This is a genomic window from Geobacillus sp. 46C-IIa (assembly GCF_014679505.1).
GTDB lineage: Bacteria > Bacillota > Bacilli > Bacillales > Anoxybacillaceae > Geobacillus.
On sequence record NZ_CP061474.1, the window covers coordinates 1663742 to 1685064 of the forward strand.

The following is a 21323-nucleotide window of genomic DNA, read 5'->3' on the forward strand; positions in this document are numbered from 1 at the left end:
AACCAGCTGAATAGGTTCGCTATCATGCGTATGCAACGGGACAGTCAGTTCATACCGGATGGGGATTTTTTTGTTTCTGTCTCACTATTATGAGGTTACTTGTTAGTGAAACCAACGTTTATATAACTTCTTATAATTTATATTATGTAAACTGAATAGAAACTAAAGCGTACCAATAAGTTGATCCCTCAAGTACCGATAAGATTTTATATCGTGCACTTCTTCCCCCCCAAGTTGACGATAATTATGCGTCCTCATAACTAAATTTTAAGGAGGTCATTCCGTATGAACTTTACACAGGCAGCTGACGATTTTTTGATGTGCTTGACATGGCTACTTGAACCAGATCGGCGTCGTACTTAAGTTTGTCTAGCGGTGTGAAATAAACATAACCGATATTCCTTGGTTGTTTCGTTCCACCGATAATTAAACAGCCAATAGAAAATAAAAACAGCTTAGAGATTATCTAAGCTGTTTAATTCAGAATTTGAAGCTATTGGATAAATCCCCATTTCGTCTAATTTCTCCCATAACGAAGACATAGCTTTTTCAGGATCTAAATAGAATTGGCTTCCTCTTACCCGCCAGAAGGTCCAGCCTACACGTTCTAATACTCGTTGACGTTCAATATCGTCTTCCCATTTATCAAGTCCATGCCATTGATCCCCGTCACATTCAACTGCCAAGCGGCTTCTCATTCCTTCTACAACGAGATCAATTCTTTTTCCAACTGATCCTACTTTGACCTGTGGTATTACGCGGTAACCTCTTGCAACAATCATACGATACACATCTTCTTCAAATTTTGAATCAAATACTTCTTTTACCTTATTTACCTCCAATTGTACCCGATGGGGCTCAAGACAATATTGCAATAGTCTATATCTTACACATTCGGGATTTAAATGTTTTAAGTCAACAGAGTGATATAAAAACATTTGATCTCTTGCACGGCTTGCAGCGACATTAAATCGCTGATAATCTGAACGTTTTGTCATTGGTCCAATCCTCATATTCGGAGCAACAACCATGGATAGGAAAATAACATCGCGTTCATCACCTTGGAAGGAGTATGAGTCACCGCAAATAATTTTTCGATTGATCATTTCTTCTTCGCCAATTTTTTCACGAAGGAGATTTTCAATTAACTTCGCTTGATCATGTCCCTGGAGAGAAATAACCCCAATAGTTTTACCTTTGTACTTTTCATCCTGACAGCATTCAGCAATATGGTTCACAATTACCTCTGCTTCCGGTTCATTGATGACTTTTCGAGTATCTTCCCTACGATAGCCGTCCTCTACTCGTATTGCTTTTACAGGCGGCTCAAGTAATTCACTTCTTAAAGGCAGTCTTAAAGGATCAATCATGCCGCCATACATTAAATCATTACTGAACTGGATAATTTCAGGCACACAACGGAAGTGCTCTTTCAAAATAATCTTGCTGTCAAATACCCGACTTGCCGTATCGTATAGACTCGTTTTCATTTCAAATTGTAATTTGTTCTGAATATTGTAAAGGTATCTTTCGATTAAGTCATGAACCTCGCTGATATCAGTTCCAACACTTTCAGGGCTAATTTGATTATCATCACCTACAATTACTGCTTTCTTTCCTCGTAATAACACACTTAAAGAAAATAAATTACTCTGACTGCTTTCATCCACAATAACAACATCAAAAAGATCATCTGTTAATTCAATGTTTTCGATGACTCTTTGGATCGGCATAATCCAAACTGGAATGGCGCTCTTTGCGACTTTCATTTCTTTACTTGCTTCTTTGCGATAAACATTTACATACTTCCCAGTTCCTTTTCCGATTCGTTGAATCACCTTTAACCATGCAAAAAGGCTTCTTTTTTGCTCTTTTGTCGTTCGTTCAACTTGTGATTTCCAAGTTGATTCAGCTACAAGTTCCTTAATTAATCTTGACTCTTTTTCCTTCTCCCGCTGAAGTTCTTGTTCTAAATCCTCCATTTTCGGTTTAGAATGAATTTCTTTTAACCATGTATTGACTTGACTCCACATCCAAGCCTTATCTATATCATCAGGTGGGAATAATGGTTCTCCTTTTCCTCCTAGTGATAAGAGCGACTCACACCAGTGAGGAGCTGCTTCCTCTAATTTTTTCTTTAAGAAGTTAAATTGTTTGTATGGTTCTTCTAATGCCTCTAAACGTAACAGCTCGTTATAGACTTCTTTCCACAATGGAACATCTCTTGTTTTGCATGCCTCATACAGTTTTTCGACAGATCCATGTACATTGAATATGGATTGTTGTTTTTGTAAAAATGTTAAAACCTTATCGAAAAACTCGTGTTCCTTTTCCCAGCAAATTTTATCATTTAAAGCAGAAAATCCGTTTTGTAGTTTTGTGAACCAATCAATGCTATTCCACTTTGGTTCTTCGTTAATTTTTATTTCTTTTAGAACTTCATTAAACTTCTCTACCACATTTTTATCCCAATTTAAAAGCATTTCCAGCTGATTCAATAGCTCACCAACTTCAGATGTAAGCCTTTTTTGATCAGCACTTATCTTTGGTCCATCGTTTTCGTCCATTATCCGATTCCATTTCAATACTAACTTTTTAATCAGGTCTTCTCGTTCGAGATATTTTAAAAGCTTTGTTACATCGTCTGAATTACGAACAGGCAGTCCATTTATTTTGCATTGTTCAAAAATGTAAGCATATTTTCTGCCAGTAATTTTTTGGAAAAACCATCCTATACTTTTGTTATTTTTCATTCTCTCCTGAATAAAATGTAAATCTTCTTTCAGGAGAGAGTGATTGGCATTAGAAGGAATGACGATTTCATCTTCAATTAAATCATTTGTTAATCGGTTAACATTGTTTATTCTTTCTTTACATTCGCTCGCAAACTCTTCCCAAAACTGCTTTTTGTCAGGTTGGGTAATGATCTCTTTAATATGATTTCCAGCCACTTTTCTTTACTAATTTCTTCTAAATGATTTAAAGTTGTTTTCGTTAAGTGAAGAATGTCATCTAAATGAAACGTTAATTCATTGGTAACATTCCATCCTTTTAGGTATTTCTCTGTTTCAACCATTTTACTTTCTATCGATTGAATAGCTTGAACATGTTTTTCAAATGTTACGGGATCAACTAGTTCTTCTGTTTTTACACGATGTTGTGATAACGAAATGTGATCTTCCGTTTGGATTTCGCCAAGCAGTTGGAAAAATTGCATGGTTTCTGTAGTTGTTAAAGGATACGGAATCGATGGATCTATATTATCAGGCAGCCAGCTGTAATCTTCATTTTCTTTTAGCCATCTTGCTGCTTCAAGAGGTGTAAATTCTACACCATTTATATTTTTCTTTTCGTTTTCGATTTCCTCTGCTTTGTTTATCATGGTATTAATTTTGGCAATGTTTCGTTTTGTTTGGTGCAACTCTTCCTTTAATCTTTCAATATTTTTATTTAAAACCTCAATTCGTTTTGTATCTAAGTTTTCAGCAATACTTTTTATTGAATCCTCAATTTCTTTTACTGATCTGGAGTCTCCTCCTAATACACTGACGCATAATGAACGTATCTCTTCAGGAATTTTGTCCCTCAATACTTGGAGTGCTCTTTCCTTTTCACTCGTTACAAGAACCCGTTTTCCATGCGCAAGGAGATGGCAAATGAGATTTGCGATCGTATGGCTTTTACCTGTTCCTGGTGGACCTTGAACAACTACACCTTCATTTAATGCAAGTTTTCTTGCAATTAATTTTTGTTCATTATTAGCGGGTAATGGAAATAACAAATCCTCCCCAACACTTTTCCATGCACTGTTATTGAAACTTTCATGTCTTTGCTCTTTTTTCTCTTCAGATGTCGAAGTAAGAGTCGTAATCGTCTCAGGAACGGGATAACCATTCTTTATTTTTTCAATTGCCGTGGATAACTCCTTCTGCCACAATCTCCCTCCAATTTTTCTTAGGAAGAAAGCCGGCATATAAAAAACAACAGGATTGTGTGGCTTTTCTTGCATTTTTTCCGGAGTTAATCCTTTTTTGTATGATCCTTTCGGACTGATTGTATGGGCAATTTCGCGGAAAACAGGCTCAATTAATTCCTCATCCCATGGCGACAAATCTAAATCACTAATTTCTGACTCCATTTCCTGCAGTCTTGAAGCATTCGGGATGTTAATATTTGTAAGCATATCCGTTTCTAATTGAGTCCCTTTACTAGTTGGAATAAGATAGAAAACGCCTTTTTTAGCATTGAATTGTAATTCCATTTTAGTGACCAATAAATGTCTATAAACCAATTCATCGTTTATTTTCCAAACAAGTAGTCCATGCCCACACCCAATTTCTAAATCATCACCTTCTCTTTGCAAACGCTGATGAAGTTCAAACAATTCCATATACAATTTTTGTATCTGAAATTTTGGCAAAGCTTCATTTGCCCAAGGTTTCCATTTGTTCTCATACCATTCGTTGTATGTATTTACTCTTTCTTCATCATCTTCAAATTTTTCAAGGACTTCTTCACTCTTCTCTTTGTCATACCCTTTTAAAATCTGTACAACTTTTTCAGGCTCTTTAGCAGGATTATCCCACTTTCTTATCCATTTGCTTAATCCTTGAGGTAAAGCAGGGGCTGATGGAATATCCTGTTTGCGAACTTCGAGCCATGCGTCAATATTTTCTCCACTTCCATTTAAATAACAACCTTCAAAATGAGGAAGTTCGTTAATCCACCAAACTCTTTCGTATTCATTAATATTCCGGATGATTTTTTCGTTTAAGTTTTTTACTGCCAATAAATACTCAAAGATTTGAATCACTTTGGATCTTTCTAAATCACTAGTCATCAAACCCCTCCTGTATTACTAAATACCTAATACCTATAATATCATATATTTCCACCCGTGGTGCTAGATAAAACTCAGACAGGCATAAAAATAGCCCTTGCTGAAGGAGAGATCCCCCATGCAAGAGCACTTTCATTTTACTACAGATGAAGCCAAACAGCAAAAACAATATGCCGCCATTTTCCGTTTTGTTTCGGTCCAACTGCCGTTGATCCACATGTATCTTCATCGCCGCAACCGTCACTTGGTCAAGCAAGAAGACGAAGTGGTCATGGCGGTTCACCTTTTGGGGAAGCTGCTGGGCTTTTCTTCCGAGTTTGTGGCAATGGCGTTTCTGTGGGCAGAGTGCTAATCATGCAATCCTTTGCCGTCAAGAATGCGCTGGATATACTTTTCAATTCTTGTTTCGCGCGTTTTCGATTGTTTCGCTCCGGAAAAATAAAGGATGTACGCTCTTTGTCGTCCCGGTGTCAGCGATTCAAACGCTGTTTTTAAGGCCGGCATTTCGGCGAATTTTTTTTGAAGCTCTTCAGGAATTGGCTCTGGACTCTTTTTGAACTCCACTTTTAAGCCCGCTTTTTCAATTTCAATGGCTTCGTTAATAGATGCTTTCAACACAGGTTCAAGCTCGATGATTTGTTGGACATTTGTAAACCGAATGCGTCGTGCAGCTTGCGTATTCTCCCCAGGCTTTTCTAGAATGTGATGGTCATCTTTTAACAAGGCGCCTTTGAAAAAACTAAGTGCACAATATTCATTGAACGCACTGATTGTTACGACATTCCTCTTTTGGAAGGTGTAACACGGAATTCCCCATTTCACTTCTTCTGTCAACCCGCATTCAAGAACGATTGTTCGTAATGCTCTTAATTCTGCCGGCCATTTGTTTACTTTACAATCGGGAGTACTCGCTAGCGGACAGCGCCCACAGCCTTCGGCTAAATATTGATCAACGTTGGGATTCATTTGACTGTTTTTCATCATCATTCTCCCTCATAAAAGTATGAAGTCAAAATAGAACGCGCTATCGATCGCCGATCTTGCAGTATAGCCGTTTCCATTGTTCCAGCTTATCCTGTTTTTGCGTGTGTTCGGGCGGGATACAACCGAAAGCGATAGGCTTTGTGCACGACCTTCTTCCCTTTACACAGAACGTTTGTTCCCTTTCCTGTTTTACACCTTCTGGCCATTGAAGGCAAGAGAGAGAGGGAGGGCAAATAACGATTCATCCCCCACTTCTACACGTAAACGTAAGTGGGGGACGATCCAACGAATTCGAGTTGATGCAACGGCAAAAGCCTTCCTTCTCCTGTTTAGGATGTCATAGGGTCATCCAGTCATCCTAGCCCAAAAAGCCCGAAAAACGGGGCAAACTAACTCTCTAATAGTTGAAAAATATTTTTTATGGTTCACCAATCCCTATTGCCAATCGCAAAAGAAAAGCAACGACCAAAACCGCCCCATTTCCGATCAAGCTGATCATGAGCAGAAAGAAGCGTTTAGTCATCAAACATGAGAACACTGCAAATAAAATACCAACCATGGATAAGCCCAAATAAATGGTGACCACGAAATCAATATCAGCATTTGGACCTCTTTCGATATAGAAAATAATGATACTTATGATTATAGGCAACAAAGACACGACACCCAATATATTTCCTGTTTTTTTCTTATCTAACACTATAATCCCCCTTTGTTGATCATAACTTTTTAATTATCACTATCCGTTCATTCAGCCAAAAATCACCTCCACTTTCCAACATTATACATCATGTAAGGACCGAAACAATCCACTTTTTTATTTTTGGTCTCTCCCTCTTCCTTTTTTCCTAGTTGTCGCTTGATTTTTTTCATCAAAGGATCGATGCTTCACCAACTGCGAATGCATCGATCATAGGCTCATTTTACACCGTTGATGGTTATGCATATGGTGCTGCTTTGTTAGTGGAAGCGGCATTTTGTTTTACTTGATCACCAAGGGGATAGAAGAGGCCGGATTGTTTTATAATATAAATACAAAACCTTACCATAACGAAGGTGATGTCAGACGGAAGATATCAAGGCTTTATTGATGCTTATTCGGTTACGTTGCCTAGTTTTTCTGAAGAAGAACCAAAACTGGAAATCCTATTGTTCGAGCCACTGCCGCTGCTCTTCCTCCGTTTGCAGGCTATGGATGTGGACCAATTCCAAAGTGATCGCTTCTTCGAATTATATGTAGTTGAATAGTTCACGCGGCGCAAAATTATCGATATTCTGCAATTCTTCCTTACTCCACCATTTTACCTGTTGCCATGCATCCTTTTCGTCCTCCGTCATATTTTCGAACGATAATCTAGTGCCCGATGGAATCACGATTTTGTAATAAATCTCACGACTAATAAAAGGACCTTGTTTCCCTTCGATCCATACATCAAGTTGAAATAGGGGTTCGCCGACAAGGTCGACAACAATGCCTAGTTCTTCGTATAACTCCCTTTTTAACGCTTCCGCCGGGGTCTCATTTTCTTCAATCCCGCCCCCTGGAGTCACCCATAACACGTTGTTTCCTACCACATCGCGAAATTCAAATCGCTGAAGAAGAATTTCATTCCGTTCATTGATGATCACGGCTCTAGAACATTTGCGTATCTTCATGAAAGGCTGCCCCCTATATCGGTGATCATTTTGATCGACTCATTGGTATCATTTTATCATATTTCACAATATTTCCCCCAGCCCTTCACCCAATCGGTTCTTACGGTAGGAATCGGCACTGCCTATCGAGCGATCTTGTATGCTACAAAAATGAGGCAGAGGGAATCTTCTCCCTCTGCCCTTGTTTTTTCCATTATCGAGCTATCGAGCGGTGACCGATTCTCTTGCTTTTTTCACTAGATCGAAGCGGTCGGCGTTCATGACTTTCACCCACGCGTTGATGAAATCGCGGACGAATTTTTCTTGGTTGTCGTCTTGGGCGTAAAATTCGGCGTAAGAGCGGAGGATGGAGTTCGATCCGAAAATGAGATCGACCCGGGTCGCTGTCCACCGCACATGGCCGGTTTTCCGATCGCGGATTTCATAAATGCCGCCGTCGGTCGGCACCCATTCATAGTCCATGTCCAACAAGTTGACAAAGAAGTCGTTGGTCAACACTCCGATGCGGTCGGTAAACACGCCGTGAGGCAGATCGCGATAGTTGGCGCCCAACACGCGCAAGCCGCCAATTAAGACCGTCATTTCTGGAGCGGTCAGCCCAAGGAGCTGCGCTTTGTCAACGAGCAATTCTTCCGGCGGGATGCTGTACTCTTTCTTTTGATAGTTGCGGAAGCCGTCCGCAAACGGTTCTAATACGGCAAAGCTTTCGACATCCGTTTGTTCTTGCGTCGCATCGCCGCGGCCAGGGAAGAATGGCACTTTGACGTCAAAGCCAGCGTCGCGAGCGGCTTTTTCGACCGCTGCGCTGCCGCCAAGGACGATCAAGTCGGCGATGCTCACTTTTTTCGGCAGTTCTCGTTGGATGTCCTCGTAGACGGACAGCACTTTGGCGAGCCGCTCCGGTTCGTTCACTTCCCAGTCTTTTTGCGGCGCGAGACGGATGCGGGCGCCGTTGGCTCCGCCGCGCTTGTCGGAATGGCGGAACGTGCTGGCTGAGGCCCAAGCCGTTTTGACCAGCTCACTGACCGTCAATCCGGAGCTTAAAATTTTCGCTTTGATTTCTTCGATTTCCGCTTCCGTCAGCTCATCATCGACTTCTGGAATCGGGTCTTGCCAAATGAAATCTTCCTCCGGAACTTCCGGACCGAGATATCTCGTTTTCGGCCCCATATCTCTATGGGTGAGCTTGAACCACGCCCGGGCGAATGCCTCGGCAAATTCTTCCGGGTTTTGGTGGAACCGGCGGGCGATTTTTTCATATTCCGGGTCAAAGCGCAGCGCCAAGTCGGTCGTCATCATCATCGTCGGCACTTTTTTCGACGGGTTCTCGGCATCCGGCGCCAAGTCTTTTTCATCCGGGTCAACCGCCATCCATTGCCATGCCCCGGCTGGGCTCTTCGTCAGCCACCAGTCATAGCCAAAGAGCATGTCGAAATACGACAGATCCCACTGGGTTGGCGTCGGCGTCCAAGCGCCTTCAATGCCGCTTGTGATCGTATCGCTCCCTTTTCCTTTTCCGTAAGAGCTCATCCATCCCAGCCCTTGCGCTTCAATCGGGGCGGCTTCCGGTTCAGGACCGACGTGCGTGGCAGGACCAGCGCCATGCGCTTTTCCGAACGTATGACCGCCGGCGATCAAGGCGACCGTTTCTTCATCGTTCATCCCCATGCGGCGGAACGTCTCGCGAATATCGCGCGCCGCTGCTTTTGGATCCGGCTTGCCGTCCGGCCCTTCTGGGTTGACGTAGATCAACCCCATTTGCACTGCGGCGAGCGGGTTTTCAAGCTCGCGATCGCCGGAATAGCGTTCAGAAGCGAGCCATTCTTTTTCCGATCCCCAATAAACGTCTTCTTCCGGGTGCCAGACGTCAACGCGGCCGCCGCCAAAGCCGATCGTTTTTCCGCCCATCGATTCAATGGCGACATTGCCTGCTAGGATGAACAAGTCAGCCCAAGAGATTTTGTTTCCGTATTTCTTTTTGATCGGCCAAAGCAACCGGCGCGCTTTATCCAAGTTGGCGTTGTCCGGCCAGCTGTTTAACGGGGCAAAGCGCTGCGTGCCTGTCGACGCGCCGCCGCGGCCGTCGCCGATGCGATACGTCCCTGCCGAATGCCAAGCCATGCGGATCAACAGCGGCCCGTAATGGCCATAGTCGGCCGGCCACCAGTCTTGGCTTTCGGTCATGAGCTTCCGCAAATCTTCTTTTAGCGCCCAGTAGTCCAGCTTTGCAAATTCTTGCGCGTAATCAAAATCTTCATCATGAGGGTTCGTCTTCCGGTCATGCTGGTGAAGAATGCTTACATTCAGCTGATTGGGCCACCAGTCTTTGTTCGTTGTCCGATTGGAAGATTGATTGGCGATGCTCCCGTGGTACGGGCATTTCGAAGCCTGTTGTGGATGTTGATGTTCCATTTTCTCTTCCCCTTCCTATTTAAATGTCATCATGATCTTCCCAGCAGTTGTCTTTGTCAAGTGAAACTGATAATTACTAGTACATTAAAATTATAATAAATTAATATTTAATAGTAAAGTATAAAAATTATTTTTTAGTATAAAATCTTTCTATCTTTGACCACACCATCCCATTCCCTTAAGGAATGAAACTATTTAAGCCGCATGTTCCAAGCGAACAAATGCAAGGGGGCATGTCGCTGTTTCAGACAATGAGGGCCATTTTCGTTGTAATCGGCCCCATTATGATGAAGCAGGGCTTTCGCTATGTATGGTCGCGCAAAATCCTCCTCACACTCGGTGGCGGTTTATGGCCGCGGGATTCGCGATGGACTTGATTCAACCATTCACCGTGTTTCTTGTCACGGAGCGGCTCGGGATGGAAGAAAGCGATTTGCAATGGCTGTTTGCCGCACACGGGGCAGCGATGATGATCGGCGGCGGCATGGCTGATGGCCCTCTCCCATCGAATCGAGCCTCACGTTTTGATGATGCTCAGGATGAGGGGCCTTGCCGTCGGTAGTTTTGTCATGGGGTGGTCAACGCTGTTTTGTCTTACCTTATTGGCGGAGTTTATCGCTGGTTTTTTCATGCCGGCGCTGCATATCGGCATTAACACGATTGTGATGAGTCATACGGAAGCAGCGTTTATTGGCCGGGTCAACGGCATTTTGCTTCCGCTGTTCATGGGAGCAATGGTCATAACGCTGAACTTGGCAGGGGTGTTAAAAGAATGGATTTTTCACGTTGTGATTTATCAAATCTCGGCTGCCTTGTTTGTGATTGGCATCGTCGTCATGCTGCCGATGCTTCGGATGCTGCAGTCAACGAAGACAAAATCATTGTGATGTAGAAACATCAGCTGCTCGGTCATTGGCATCCGGGCAACTGATGTTGTTGACACTAATGTTTGCAACCGCCATCGGTAAATGGCTTCTCTACTTTCATGACCGCTCTTTCTTCTGTTTCATATGTTCGATGGTTCGTTGAATTCCTTCTTCGTACGGGGTTCTGGGCAAGGGCCCGATTTCCCGCTCATATTTTTCCCCGCTCAGCACCACGGGTTCTTCATTTAGATACATCATCTCCACCATTTCTCTCATCCCTTTATGAAAAAGCCCTAAAAAGGCGATCATGCCTTTGCCCACTGTAGCGACTTTCTTGGAATATCCGGTGGCTCTTCTTGCGATTTCAACGATTTCGTGCCCAGAAATGACATCACAAGCGGGAATATTCCAATGACGTCCATATGCGGAATCGCGAAGAGAGAGTTCGACTGCCGCTTTGGCTCCATCCGGGGTATAGATAAATTCCCGCTTCACATCCATACGGCCCACATATTGCGCGTTTCGTCCGGAAAGCATGCCCTGCAAGGTGAAATGCATCAAGGTATTTTCGGCGTTCGGTCCATAAAAATCAGGAAAATGGCAAATCAGAGTTGGCACTCCTCTCTGATGCGCTTCCGCAAGCATCTTATTCAGTTGCAAGCGAATTTTTCCTTTCCTAGTATGGGGGTTTTTCGGGGTATCTTCTGTTACCTTCCTCCCTGGGCTGCGTCCATAAGCATAAATGTTGTCGATGAAAACAATCTTTGCCCCGCTTCCCTCGGCTGCCTTTAGCACATTTTTCATCATGACCGGATGACCTTTAGGCCATTCCGGATAGGGGATGTTAACCGCATGAAAGATCACGTCGACATCTTTGCATGCCTTGTTCAGGTCGTCCTCTCGAAACGCATCGCCTGAACAAATTTCCACGTCCTTCATTGTTCCAAACCTCTGCTGCATCCTATCATGTGAACGGGCAAAGGCCCTGACAGGGATTCCTCTTGATGCGAGCTCCTGAACAAGGGCATAGCCCATTCCGCCTGATGCGCCAAGCACGACCGCTTTTCTCACATTTTGCGCCTCCTTCACCCTAAGCCGCTGCTTCATGATCTACACACGAGACAATCAATGTTTCATTCGTTTGGCTCATGCCTCTCCCTCTCTAAGAGGCTGGTGATTTAGTACAAAACACTGCTAGTCCCAGCTGTTTCTCAATTAGAAAAAACTTGCGAAATCAACTTTCTTTTTAGCGAAATGACGCTGATTTGCTCGTGGCGCCCGTTTTTCACCGGCCTTCTAGAAAACCCTTGTGATAGCATATTCCCCCATTGATGTGTTATATTCGCTATCTTCCTTCCTTATTCCTTTCACTGCCAAATCGATATTTTTATCATGAGCACACGAAAAATGAGCGGTTCCAACTGGCATAAGCGAAAATAAAAGTTGCCCGCATCCATGAGAAAATCGCCCCTGCAAGGAATGATTACTTGCACAAAATCTCCATCGAGATGGTCAAAAACCACGACATCATCGGCATGGAAGATTTATCTGTCAGCCATATGCTGAAAAATCATCCCCTTGCAAAAGCCATGAATGAAGTGCCATGGCATCAATTGAAACCCATGGTTGGATTGCTCCCGGTCTGGATGATATTCACGATCCCTGTCACTTCACATAGAAGCTCGCTCCATCAATCAACTCAATTTCATCATAGCGCTTGAGGTCACGAACAAGCTGGAACAGCGCCTCGTCTTTTTGTTTCGCTTCGATCATGCAGTCAAGCTGCCGGACGGTGCCGTTTACTTCCCGCAAAAAGCGGATGAACATCTCAGCATCGACAAAATCGTGATGGGCGCGGAACTGTCTGTCGCTTTTTGGGCTTGAGAGGTGCATTTTCATCGGCAGCGGCGAGTGGCGCCATGTCGCCACGATCCGTTCCCAGTCTGGCCGCCAGTCTTCTTCGTCGCGATTGGCGAGATGGTGGTGCAAATCAAAAACGAGCGGCACGCCGAGTTTTTCGCATGCATAGAGAGCATCGCGCAACGTAAACACCGTGTCATCATTTTCAAACATGATCATTCGCTGCAACGGGGCGGGGATGTACGCCCAATTATGGATCAGTTGCTCCAACGCCTTTTCTTTGTCGCCATACCCGCCGCCAAGATGGAGCACGCACCGGTGTTCTAGGTCAATCCCCATCCCACGCAGCAACTCTCCATGCAGCTTTAGCGCGTTCAACGAGGCATGGAAAACATTGGAGTCAGGAGAATTGAGCACGACAAAATGCTCAGGGTGGAAATCAAGCCGCATCGGATACTCGCGCAAAAACAGCGCGATCGATCGCAACGCTTCACGGATCGGAGCGAGATAATCCCAGCTCTCTAATTCCGGATGATTGGCAAGCGGAATGAGCCGCGAGCTGAGACGGAAAAAACGGATGTCATGCGCCTTGTTATATTTGAGCAGGCGAAGGCAGTTTTCGACATTGGAGAGAGCAATTCGCTCAAGCTTGCGAATCGCCGCCTCGCGATCGCGAATGGCGCGAAATCGCGCCACGGTCATCGTTTGAGAGGGAGAGCAATGGGGGACGTGCACACTCATAGCGACATAGCCAAGCCGGACGACGGTCATATCATTCACCTCGATAGTTTGGCCAACGATCCATTTCCGCTCTTTTTGGCAGACAACGTTATTATGCGGCCGAAACCGATCCGTTATGCAGCTACACGTTCCTCTTGCTTCTAAAGCGGCCACCGTTAAGAAGGAAAACAGAGCTCCACCGCCCGATGTTGGCCATAAAACCGATAATGCCTCGGGAAATCGTGTACAGCCTCATAGCTTGGATAGTCATCCAACGGAATGGACCAGCGAATGCGCCCATCTTTGATGAAAGATAACAGACCGTCTGATCGTTCGATGCCGTCAAAGAAAAACCCGTCGCGCGCCACCAGCTCGTCTTCTTCATAGAAGTTGACGACAACTTGGCGATGGCGGTATTCCGTCAGCAAAGAAAGCAAGTCACCCACGTTTTCTCTCTCCCTTACACGTGATTAGATCGGCCAACATAGATGAAGGAGAAACAAACCGGCAAACAGCAAGGCAGAGGCGAGATGAAACGTTCTTCTCCACCTTGACGCTTTTTGTCGGCGGAGGACGCCTGCAAACAAGGTGATGGCCAACATCGCGAGGCTTGCATAACCGCTCACCAGCTTCCCATGGCCAAAACCGATCACCGCTCCGAGTTTCCATGCCATCATTGCTCCGTGAAGGACAATCAAGCTCGTTCCAGCGACCGCGAGCGGGATATGGGCTTTCATCATGCTTCTTGCTATCCGCGCTAACGTGACTTTGACCTTCCGGGTTTTTGTTTTGCGGATGACAAGGAAAATAAAATACATATTGACATTGACCAAAAACAGCAGCACCGCCACTTGCGCCAGCCATTTTCCTGCCAACACCGCAGCCGAGTCGTTCGGGCGAAACAGCCAAATATAAACCGCAGTGCCCATTACCAACAGCGCATTCATGATCATCCAAACATAATGGGCCATACATCCTCCATGATTGTTCCGTTTGCCATCCATTTTACCCCAAAAAACATCCTCTCGAAGTGAGGAGCATCACACCGCAAACGCAAGGGTTGGCAGAATGGTTTTCCAATGCCTAGACGCTTCCTCCTCGTTGACGGAAAGCCGTTGTGCCCCGCCGCCCGTTGATGCCGTTTCGGGCTATCGTACAAGCTTTTTGGAACAAAATCCATAGAATAAAGAGGAATCAATGTAGAAAGGGGATGATTATCCGTTGAAGGTGGAAGGGAAACATCTGATTCTCGATGCCTTTGCGTGCGACCCGTCACTGTTGAATAATCCCGCATATTTGGAACAATTGCTGAGAGCTGCTGCACAAAACGCTGGCATGAACATACTGTATTCATATTTCCACCCATTTCACCCGCAAGGTGTGACGGGCATGATCGTTTTGACCACGTCGCATATGTCGATTCATACGTGGCCTGAGGAGAACTACGCTTCGGTGGATTTTTATACATGCGGGGAATATGACCCGCTTAGTCAGACGGATTTTTTGTTAAAAGGCATTCAGGCAAAACGGGCGGTCGTTTATTCCGTTCCCCGCGGGGCAACGGCCCCTCAGCTCGTTATGAGCCAAGAAGTAGCGCCGTTTGAGCTTTCGGAACCGGATGAATGCAGAGGCGGCGACGAGACCTTCCGCGGCGACAAGTGGGATCAAATCGGGCGGCAGGCGCTGTTAAACAGGAAACATAGATTGGTATGGGATGAAAAAAGTGCATTCCAGCACTTGCAAATGATCGAGGCGAAAGATTTACGCATGTATTTGGACGGGCAACTGCAGTTTAGTTCATTGGATGAGCACATTTACCACGAAGCGCTTGTCCACCCAGCTTTCGCGTTTGTTTCCGCTCCTGATCGAGTGCTTATTTTAGGCGGCGGGGACGGCTTGGCGTTACGGGAAGTGCTGAAATACCCAAGCGTCAAGCATGTGGATCTCGTTGACTTAGACCCCGCGGTATTGCACGCCGCGATAAAAGACAAAAAATTAGCCGCTTTGAATCAATTTTCCTTATCTGACCCCCGGGTTACCGTCCACCCTCAAGATGCCGTCGATTTTCTCGATGCCAACCGCTCCCTTTACCCAATCATAATCGTCGACTTTCCTGACCCGACCGACGAGACGACGAGCAATCTATATACAACCGAATTTTACACTCTCTTGAAACGCTCCCTTGCCGATAACGGCGTGTTTGTCTGCCAATCCGCATCCCCTGATGATACGCCAATCGTTTTCTGGAGCATCGGAAAAACAATCGAAAGCGCCGGATTTCACACATTGAGCTACCATACCATCGTTCCGTCTTTTGGGGATTGGGGATTTCATATCGGAGCAAAAACTGCTCTTTCCTGGGAGGGGCGGCAGACGCAAGTTCCGTGCCGCGCGTTGCCGGATTCTTTACGTCAATTGTCGAGCTTTCCTTCAAAAATTTTAGCGAAGAAACTGCTGGCTGTTGTGAATTCCAAACAGCATGCGGTTTTGCACCATCTGTTCAAACAGGAGAACGTATACTGGTGACCCGTGTTGCCCGCCGCGTCTCCAACATACTTGACAGTCAAACTGCCTTTCATCAAAAAGTTGGCCATCTTTATTGTTTGGCCAACTTTTTTGATTGGGAGTAAAAACGGATCGCAGGCGCAAACCGCCTTTCAAAGCACGGATGACCAACTCAAAGCGAACAAATGTGGATTTTGCCGAATTTGAGCGAATCGCGTAGTACAAGTCTTCTCTAAGGCACATATATATGCAGTACAAATGAGCACTATAGACAGTTCACACACACGGCCTTAACGAAAAAGCGCGAGAAAGGAGGCGTGCCATCATCGATTTCCTCATCGTGTTGACGTTTTTCTTTACGATGATGCTCATTTATTGGCGCCCGAAAGGAATACATGAGGCCATTCCGGCTGCGGTCGGTGCGGCGATCATCCTTGTCAGCGGAGCAGTCAGTCTTTCCAGCCTTGTCGACATTGGCGTCAAAGTGAGCGGAGCTGCAGTCACCATTATTTCCACTTTTATCATGGCGCTTGTGCTTGAGAGCATCGGCTTTTTTCACTGGATTGCCGCCATGTTGGCCGAGCGGGCCAACGGTTCGGGCGTTCGGCTGTTTTGGTACACCAATGCACTTTGCTTTCTTATGACGCTGTTTTTCAATAACGACGGCAGCATCATCATCACGACCCCGATTTTGCTGCTGCTCTTAAAGAGCTTTCAACTCAAAAGGCACGAACAGCTTCCGTATTTGATCAGCGGAGCGCTCATTGCCACAGCCTCAAGTGCACCGATTGGTGTGAGCAACATGGTAAACTTAATTTCGTTAAAGATTATTGATATGAGCCTGTACTTGCAAACGGCGATGATGTTTGTCCCTTCCATGCTCGGATTGCTCTTTTTGGTCGGAATGCTGTTTGCCGTTTTTTACAACGATCTTCCTAGAACACTTCCTCCGCTATCCATCCCAATCACCCCCCGCTCGTTTTACCAGCATCCCCTTAGCAATTCCGACGGCTATGACTCTTTGAAAATATCGGAACAAAAGATGAAGGCGATTCTTCTCTTTGTGTTGGTGATGCGGGCTAGTTTGTTTGTCGCTTCCTACTTGCATATTCCGGTGGAATGGGTGGCTCTTGCGGGAGCGGGATTGCTGCTTGGATGGCGGTGGTACGCGTTGCAGATGAAGCCTTTTGATGTGTTGCAGAAAGCGCCTTGGCATATTCTTGTCTTTGCTTTTGGGATGTATATTATTGTGTACGGGTTAAACGGCGCCGGCCTTGGATATTACCTAGTGCAGCAGTTGCAGCCTTATGTGTCCAATTCGTTTCACGCCATTTTCATTATGGGAAGCCTGATGTCTGTTTTGTCCAATGTGTTTAACAACCACCCTGCACTCATGATCGGAACGTTGACATTGACTGAAATGCATATCGATCCAATCGTTTTAAAGGCAGCGTATTTGGCGATGATTATCGGAAGCGATATCGGCTCTCTGCTTTTGCCGACCGGCACACTCGCTACATTGCTTTGGCTCCATATCTTAAAAAAATACCGCTATCCGCTTCTTTGGTCCACCTATACGAAAATCTCGCTTTTGGTCATTCCTCCGACGGTGTTGGTCACCCTTACCATACTGTATGGTTGGATTTTCTTTTTGTCTTCGATCCACCTTCTATAAAAAATCCCTCCTCGCACGTTGACGAAGGAGGGATTTTTTACAATTTGCCTTTGCTGCATGCATCGACGCCCTTTATACATCGTACATGAAACGAGCCCTTCGCCTTATGCGGGGAAATGCACTGTTTTTAAATGAATCACTTTCCAGTAAACAGATTCCCCACTGGCGGTCACTAGATGGACGATATTGTTTTGCACTTCCTTTAACAAGCCGATTTTCATCGGGTGATCGCCTAAGTCGAAAATGGCTAAGTGGCCTTCCATTTTTTTGAGCTGCTCCTCAAGCGACCGCTGTAAAGAAAGGGGGGTCGGCTGCACCGGCAGCGCATCGTTTCCTAATGTATACGGCGTGATGTTTTTTTGGTAAGGGGTCAGCCATTTTAAATGATTAAGCGAAATGAGCATCGTTTTGTAGACCGGGGAATAAAAGGTGAAGTAGTCGTTCAGCACATTAGTGATGTAACCGTGAATTGATTTGTTTCCAATCACGTAAATTTCCACAAACCGCCCTTTGGCGTTCAATAATGTTTTTCGATAGGAAATTCCCGTATCCTCTTGCAAAGGAACTTCAGGAAAAGGGGGATCAATCAAAAATTCGGGATCAGCGTGAAGCTGAATGTGATGGATATGCAGGTGGGGAATGTACAAATACTCTTTCCCGGTATAGATGACAAGAATATCGAGCCCAAAATCAATCAACACCCCCCGAACTGTAGTTCCGCCGGAAATCTCCACTTTGACTTGCTTCCCGAGCAATGTTTTCAATAGATCCATGTTCTTTCACCCTTTGGTTTTAAGAGACGAGCGAGCAGATTATGTGAGGCTCAACCGCGCCGATGCCTATTGTCCCCCTTTTTTCGGCTTCTCACCTTTCGCTTTTTCTTTGCCTCCCTCATCATCTTTTTTCTTTTTGTCTTTGCCGTGTTCACGGGCCTTGCCGTCAACCTGTTGTTCTCCTTGCTTTGTTTTCTCTTTCCCTTTCTCTTTTCTTTTCTCTTGTTCTCTCCCTTTCTCTTCCTCTTTTTTCTTGCCGCCTTGCTCTTTTTGCTTCGCTTTTGCCTCTGCTGCTTCTTTTTTCTGCGCGTTTTCATCCTTTTTCGCCCCGCGCCCAGCTTGATTAGGTTCTTGTGCTGCTTCAGCCTGGTCCGTTTCTTTTCCATCTCCGGCATTCGTGGCATTCATTGCTTGGAATGCTCCTTTAGGTCCGCAGCTGATGCTTTTCATGTGCTCGGGATTCATCCGGATGATTTCGTCGTGATTAACAATCGTATAGTAGCCGCTTCCGCCTGGAACAAGGATGCCTTCCACCGCTTCCGGCCCCCCGCGGTTGATCGCCACCCATGTATGGGTGAGGAGCGCAAACAGATCGGTTAAGTTTTCGGCCTTTACGTAAACGGGCAAGAGCGTCGGATCATGTTCTTGGCCGTCCGGAGCCCCTTTTGGCATATGGGTCGCCTCGCTCGCTGCTTCCATGGCATTATGCCCTTTGGCTTCGGGTGCAGCATGTTCTACTGCGTTTGCTTCATGTCCCGGAGCTTGGGCCTCAGCGTCTACCGCTTTGTTTTCCTCGTTTTTCATTTGTACGCGAACGCTTTTAATATGACGGAGATGGTAGAACACAAGTCCGTCATCTTTCGTGAAGAGAGTAATATGATCGTCGCTGACGCCTAATAACGTTCCTTGTTTTGACTCCGGCCCCCCTTGATTGACTTGAATGCGCTCATTGACCAAGCTGTTTAACAGTTCATGAAAACTCGGCGCTCCTACCGGCGTAACGGGTTCACCGCTATCTAGAGAAAGCGACGGAACCGAGTTGGCTTTCGCATTTTCGCTAATGCTTTGAACATGGTGCAACGCATAATAAATCATCGCCAATTCGTTTTCAGTGAAAAGGGCAAGATAGTCTGACTGAACATCGAGCAGTTTCCCCGTTTTTGATTCGGGACCGCCGCGGTAGACGGTAACGGTTTTCCCGATTAATGATCGCAATTCCTCATTTGGCTCAAGCGGCATGGACGCCCCATGCATATCATACACCGTCATTTCCATACTCCTTCCTACACTGTTGTCCATAAGGGATATTTATACTGTATATATACGTATCTAGCGAAAATCGGCATCCGCCAACAACCTACGAAAAAAAAATAGGCCAACCCATTGAAAATCGCCCGAGTTTGGGTCATCTAGGCCGACCTTTTCACTCAACCAAAGCCAATCGGTTCATCCCATGCGGGCGGCGCTCTGCCTGAGATGAACCGATGGCCACTTTGTCATCGAGGCTCAATTGTCCATAACCGTCCGTCTCTAACCGGTGCCGCGGCATCCAAACTCGACGGGGGCATCGTCTTTCACGTGCTATAACGCTACATATACCCCGATTCCCGCCGCTAGAACAATGGCCAACCCGGCATCAATCAACACTAGGCGGGTGAGATTGCCTTTGGTTGCTGATGTGTACTGTTCGTCCCCTCGCCCCGACAGCGCGAGCGTGCCGATGAGGCCTGCAACCATCGCGACAGCCGCGGCAATCATTAAGATCGTCAACGTTCTTCCCCCTCTTTCGTTTGCCTGTCGGACGAACGCAGCTCAACACCCGTTTGCAAGGCGTGAGCGCCAAACTTCGCCCGCAGCTGTTCCACCGTTTTCCAAAGTGTTTCCATTTTCGCCTCCTTTTCATAATGAAACAAATCCAGCTGCTTCACCGCCCCTGCCCGGTCAAACACATGGAGCGCGGCAACGCCAAGAAGCCGCACCGGACGGCCGTTCCAATGCTTTTGGAACAACCGCGCCGCATAGGAAAAGATCTCCTGGGCATCCCATAACGGTTCCATTCCAGTTTGGCTGCGGGTGATCGTGTGAAAATCGTGGTAGCGAATGGTCAGTTGAACGGTTCGCGAGGCAACCCGCTTTTCGCTCATCCGGGCGCCGACCGATTCGGCCAGCTGGCGCAAGACAGCGAGCAGTTTCTGTTCTTCCTCGATATCGTACGGCAGCGTTGTTGAGTGTCCGATCGATTTTCGCTTTTCCGCCGCTGCTGGATCCACCGGACGCGGGTCGATGCCGTTCGCCCGCTCATAAAGACGGGGGCCATAGATGCCAAACGTCTGGCGAAGACGCTCGCGGTCAGCTTTGGCGAGATCGCCGATCGTATGGAGGCCAAGCGCATGCAGCTTCTTCGCCGTTTTGTCGCCGACGCCATGCATCTGTTCAACCGGAAGCGGCCATAACACGAACGGAACATCGCGCTTGCGCAGCACGGTGATGCCAAGCGGCTTTTTCCTGCCGATTGCCATTTTCGCCAAAAACTTATTCGGAGCGATGCCGATGCTCACCGGAATTGACAGCCGCTCAAGCAGTTCTTGTTGGATATGACGCGCCAACGTGAGCGGGTGAACCATTGGCATCCGCCCGGTCATGTCCAAATAGCCTTCATCAATCGAGGCCCGCTCCAAAACAGGCGAGAAGCGCTGCAAGCATTGAAACAAGCGGCGGCTCATTTCGCGGTATAACGCGAAATCCGGCGGCCGCACGACGAGCGCTGGACAGCGTTTTTTCGCTTCCCAAAGCGGCATCGTCGTATAGATGCCAAACTGTTGTTTCGCTATATAACTGGCCGCCAGCACAATTCCTTTCCGTTCTTTCGGGTCTCCTGCCACAACGACCGGTTTTTTCTGAAGCGATGGGTCACGGGCGATCTCACAGCTAGCGAAAAACGAATTGGCGTCTACGTGAAAAATAATCCGTCCATGCGATTCGCGCTCCGTTTGCATCTTTCTTCCCTTCTTTTCTTTCGTTGGATTCCTATT

Annotated in this window: 18 protein-coding genes and 2 pseudogenes; 6 read left to right on the forward strand and 14 right to left on the reverse strand. The window is 46.1% G+C overall.

What is annotated here, in order from left to right; translation table 11 throughout:
- Positions 1-455: 455 nt before the first annotated feature.
- Together IC803_RS18135 and IC803_RS18140 are read right to left on the reverse strand one after the other, a co-directional pair.
- Entirely contained in the window at positions 456-2951 is a 2496-nt protein-coding gene (locus tag IC803_RS18135; RefSeq protein WP_223812047.1) for an AAA domain-containing protein, read from the reverse strand.
- Positions 2861-4840, reverse strand: coding sequence for an AAA domain-containing protein (locus IC803_RS18140; protein ID WP_223812048.1), 1980 nt, complete (start codon positions 4838-4840; stop codon positions 2861-2863). The genes IC803_RS18135 and IC803_RS18140 overlap by 91 nt, the downstream gene beginning before the upstream one ends.
- A gap of 118 nt (positions 4841-4958) precedes the next feature.
- Here IC803_RS18140 and IC803_RS08300 point away from each other — a divergent pair.
- Positions 4959-5156: pseudogene (locus IC803_RS08300) on the forward strand (IS982 family transposase); the annotation flags it as partial.
- A gap of 32 nt (positions 5157-5188) precedes the next feature.
- Here IC803_RS08300 and IC803_RS08305 read toward each other — a convergent pair.
- The 4 genes from IC803_RS08305 to katG form a co-directional block, all read right to left on the reverse strand.
- Positions 5189-5821, reverse strand: coding sequence for a YdeI/OmpD-associated family protein (locus tag IC803_RS08305; protein ID WP_081207392.1), 633 nt, complete (start codon positions 5819-5821; stop codon positions 5189-5191).
- A gap of 421 nt (positions 5822-6242) precedes the next feature.
- Positions 6243-6524 (reverse strand): hypothetical protein, encoded by a 282-nt coding sequence (locus IC803_RS08310; RefSeq protein WP_081207393.1) that lies wholly within the window; start codon positions 6522-6524, stop codon positions 6243-6245.
- 530 nt (positions 6525-7054) lie between these two features.
- A complete protein-coding gene (locus IC803_RS08315) occupies positions 7055-7480 on the reverse strand; it encodes an NUDIX hydrolase (RefSeq protein WP_081207395.1) in 426 nt (141 codons plus the stop codon).
- A gap of 201 nt (positions 7481-7681) precedes the next feature.
- Entirely contained in the window at positions 7682-9892 is a 2211-nt protein-coding gene (gene katG, locus IC803_RS08320) for a catalase/peroxidase HPI (protein WP_081207396.1), read from the reverse strand.
- Between the two features lie 349 nt (positions 9893-10241).
- On the opposite strand from katG, the gene IC803_RS18145 reads away from it, so the two are divergent.
- A complete protein-coding gene (locus IC803_RS18145) occupies positions 10242-10454 on the forward strand; it encodes a hypothetical protein (RefSeq protein ID WP_223812049.1) in 213 nt (70 codons plus the stop codon).
- A 7-nt stretch (positions 10455-10461) separates the two neighbouring features.
- Entirely contained in the window at positions 10462-10779 is a 318-nt protein-coding gene (locus IC803_RS18150) for an MFS transporter (protein ID WP_223812050.1), read from the forward strand.
- 96 nt (positions 10780-10875) lie between these two features.
- Here IC803_RS18150 and IC803_RS08330 read toward each other — a convergent pair whose 3' ends face one another.
- Positions 10876-11829: an SDR family NAD(P)-dependent oxidoreductase gene (locus tag IC803_RS08330; protein ID WP_081207397.1), complete on the reverse strand. Its 954-nt coding sequence runs from the start codon at positions 11827-11829 to the stop codon at positions 10876-10878.
- A 318-nt stretch (positions 11830-12147) separates the two neighbouring features.
- On the opposite strand from IC803_RS08330, the pseudogene IC803_RS18155 reads away from it, so the two are divergent.
- A pseudogene (locus IC803_RS18155) lies at positions 12148-12479 on the forward strand (transposase); the annotation flags it as partial.
- Here the strand turns inward: IC803_RS18155 and uvsE are convergent.
- From uvsE to IC803_RS08345, 3 genes are all read right to left on the reverse strand, one after another.
- On the reverse strand, positions 12424-13389 hold the full coding sequence (uvsE, locus tag IC803_RS08335; RefSeq protein WP_081207398.1) for a UV DNA damage repair endonuclease UvsE: 966 nt from the start codon (positions 13387-13389) through the stop codon (positions 12424-12426). The pseudogene IC803_RS18155 and the gene uvsE sit on opposite strands and share 56 nt — an antisense overlap.
- Before the next feature lie 125 nt (positions 13390-13514).
- A complete protein-coding gene (locus IC803_RS08340; protein WP_081207399.1) occupies positions 13515-13784 on the reverse strand; it encodes a hypothetical protein in 270 nt (89 codons plus the stop codon).
- A gap of 24 nt (positions 13785-13808) precedes the next feature.
- Positions 13809-14309, reverse strand: coding sequence for a hypothetical protein (locus IC803_RS08345; protein ID WP_081207400.1), 501 nt, complete (start codon positions 14307-14309; stop codon positions 13809-13811).
- 256 nt (positions 14310-14565) lie between these two features.
- Between IC803_RS08345 and speD the strand changes: the two genes are divergently transcribed.
- Together speD and IC803_RS08355 are read left to right on the forward strand one after the other, a co-directional pair.
- Entirely contained in the window at positions 14566-15864 is a 1299-nt protein-coding gene (speD, locus tag IC803_RS08350; protein ID WP_223812070.1) for an adenosylmethionine decarboxylase, read from the forward strand.
- 340 nt (positions 15865-16204) lie between these two features.
- The gene (locus tag IC803_RS08355; RefSeq protein WP_233134455.1) at positions 16205-17518 is read left to right on the forward strand and encodes an arsenic transporter; all 1314 of its coding nucleotides are present in this window, start codon (positions 16205-16207) and stop codon (positions 17516-17518) included.
- A 104-nt stretch (positions 17519-17622) separates the two neighbouring features.
- Here IC803_RS08355 and IC803_RS08360 read toward each other — a convergent pair whose 3' ends face one another.
- The 4 genes from IC803_RS08360 to IC803_RS08375 all read right to left on the reverse strand — a co-directional run bounded on the left by IC803_RS08360 (position 17623) and on the right by IC803_RS08375 (position 21287).
- On the reverse strand, positions 17623-18291 hold the full coding sequence (locus tag IC803_RS08360; protein ID WP_081207404.1) for a DUF2642 domain-containing protein: 669 nt from the start codon (positions 18289-18291) through the stop codon (positions 17623-17625).
- Positions 18292-18357: 66 nt separating this feature from the next.
- Positions 18358-19560: a spore coat protein CotH gene (locus IC803_RS08365; protein ID WP_081207405.1), complete on the reverse strand. Its 1203-nt coding sequence runs from the start codon at positions 19558-19560 to the stop codon at positions 18358-18360.
- 312 nt (positions 19561-19872) lie between these two features.
- Complete coding sequence (locus IC803_RS08370; RefSeq protein WP_081207406.1) at positions 19873-20061, reverse strand: hypothetical protein; 189 nt, start codon at positions 20059-20061, stop codon at positions 19873-19875.
- Positions 20058-21287 carry a DNA polymerase IV gene (locus IC803_RS08375; protein WP_081207407.1) on the reverse strand — a complete coding sequence of 410 codons (1230 nt, stop codon included), beginning with the start codon at positions 21285-21287 and terminating at the stop codon, positions 20058-20060. The genes IC803_RS08370 and IC803_RS08375 overlap by 4 nt, the downstream gene beginning before the upstream one ends.
- Between the last annotated feature and the right edge of the window lie 36 nt (positions 21288-21323).

Bases quoted from the DNA above. Each gene is read 5' to 3' on its own strand.
- IC803_RS18140 (WP_223812048.1), bottom strand. From the start codon at position 4,840: ATGACTAGTGATTTAGAAAGATCCAAAGTGATTCAAATCTTTGAGTAT.
- IC803_RS08305 (WP_081207392.1), bottom strand. From the start codon at position 5,821: ATGAAAAACAGTCAAATGAATCCCAACGTTGATCAATATTTAGCCGAA.
- IC803_RS08315 (WP_081207395.1), bottom strand. From the start codon at position 7,480: ATGAAGATACGCAAATGTTCTAGAGCCGTGATCATCAATGAACGGAAT.
- katG (WP_081207396.1), bottom strand. From the start codon at position 9,892: ATGGAACATCAACATCCACAACAGGCTTCGAAATGCCCGTACCACGGG.
- IC803_RS18145 (WP_223812049.1), top strand. From the start codon at position 10,242: ATGGCCGCGGGATTCGCGATGGACTTGATTCAACCATTCACCGTGTTT.
- IC803_RS18150 (WP_223812050.1), top strand. From the start codon at position 10,462: ATGGGGTGGTCAACGCTGTTTTGTCTTACCTTATTGGCGGAGTTTATC.
- uvsE (WP_081207398.1), bottom strand. From the start codon at position 13,389: ATGACCGTCGTCCGGCTTGGCTATGTCGCTATGAGTGTGCACGTCCCC.
- IC803_RS08345 (WP_081207400.1), bottom strand. From the start codon at position 14,309: ATGGCCCATTATGTTTGGATGATCATGAATGCGCTGTTGGTAATGGGC.
- IC803_RS08355 (WP_233134455.1), top strand. From the start codon at position 16,205: ATGATGCTCATTTATTGGCGCCCGAAAGGAATACATGAGGCCATTCCG.
- IC803_RS08360 (WP_081207404.1), bottom strand. From the start codon at position 18,291: ATGGATCTATTGAAAACATTGCTCGGGAAGCAAGTCAAAGTGGAGATT.
- IC803_RS08365 (WP_081207405.1), bottom strand. From the start codon at position 19,560: ATGACGGTGTATGATATGCATGGGGCGTCCATGCCGCTTGAGCCAAAT.
- IC803_RS08375 (WP_081207407.1), bottom strand. From the start codon at position 21,287: ATGCAAACGGAGCGCGAATCGCATGGACGGATTATTTTTCACGTAGAC.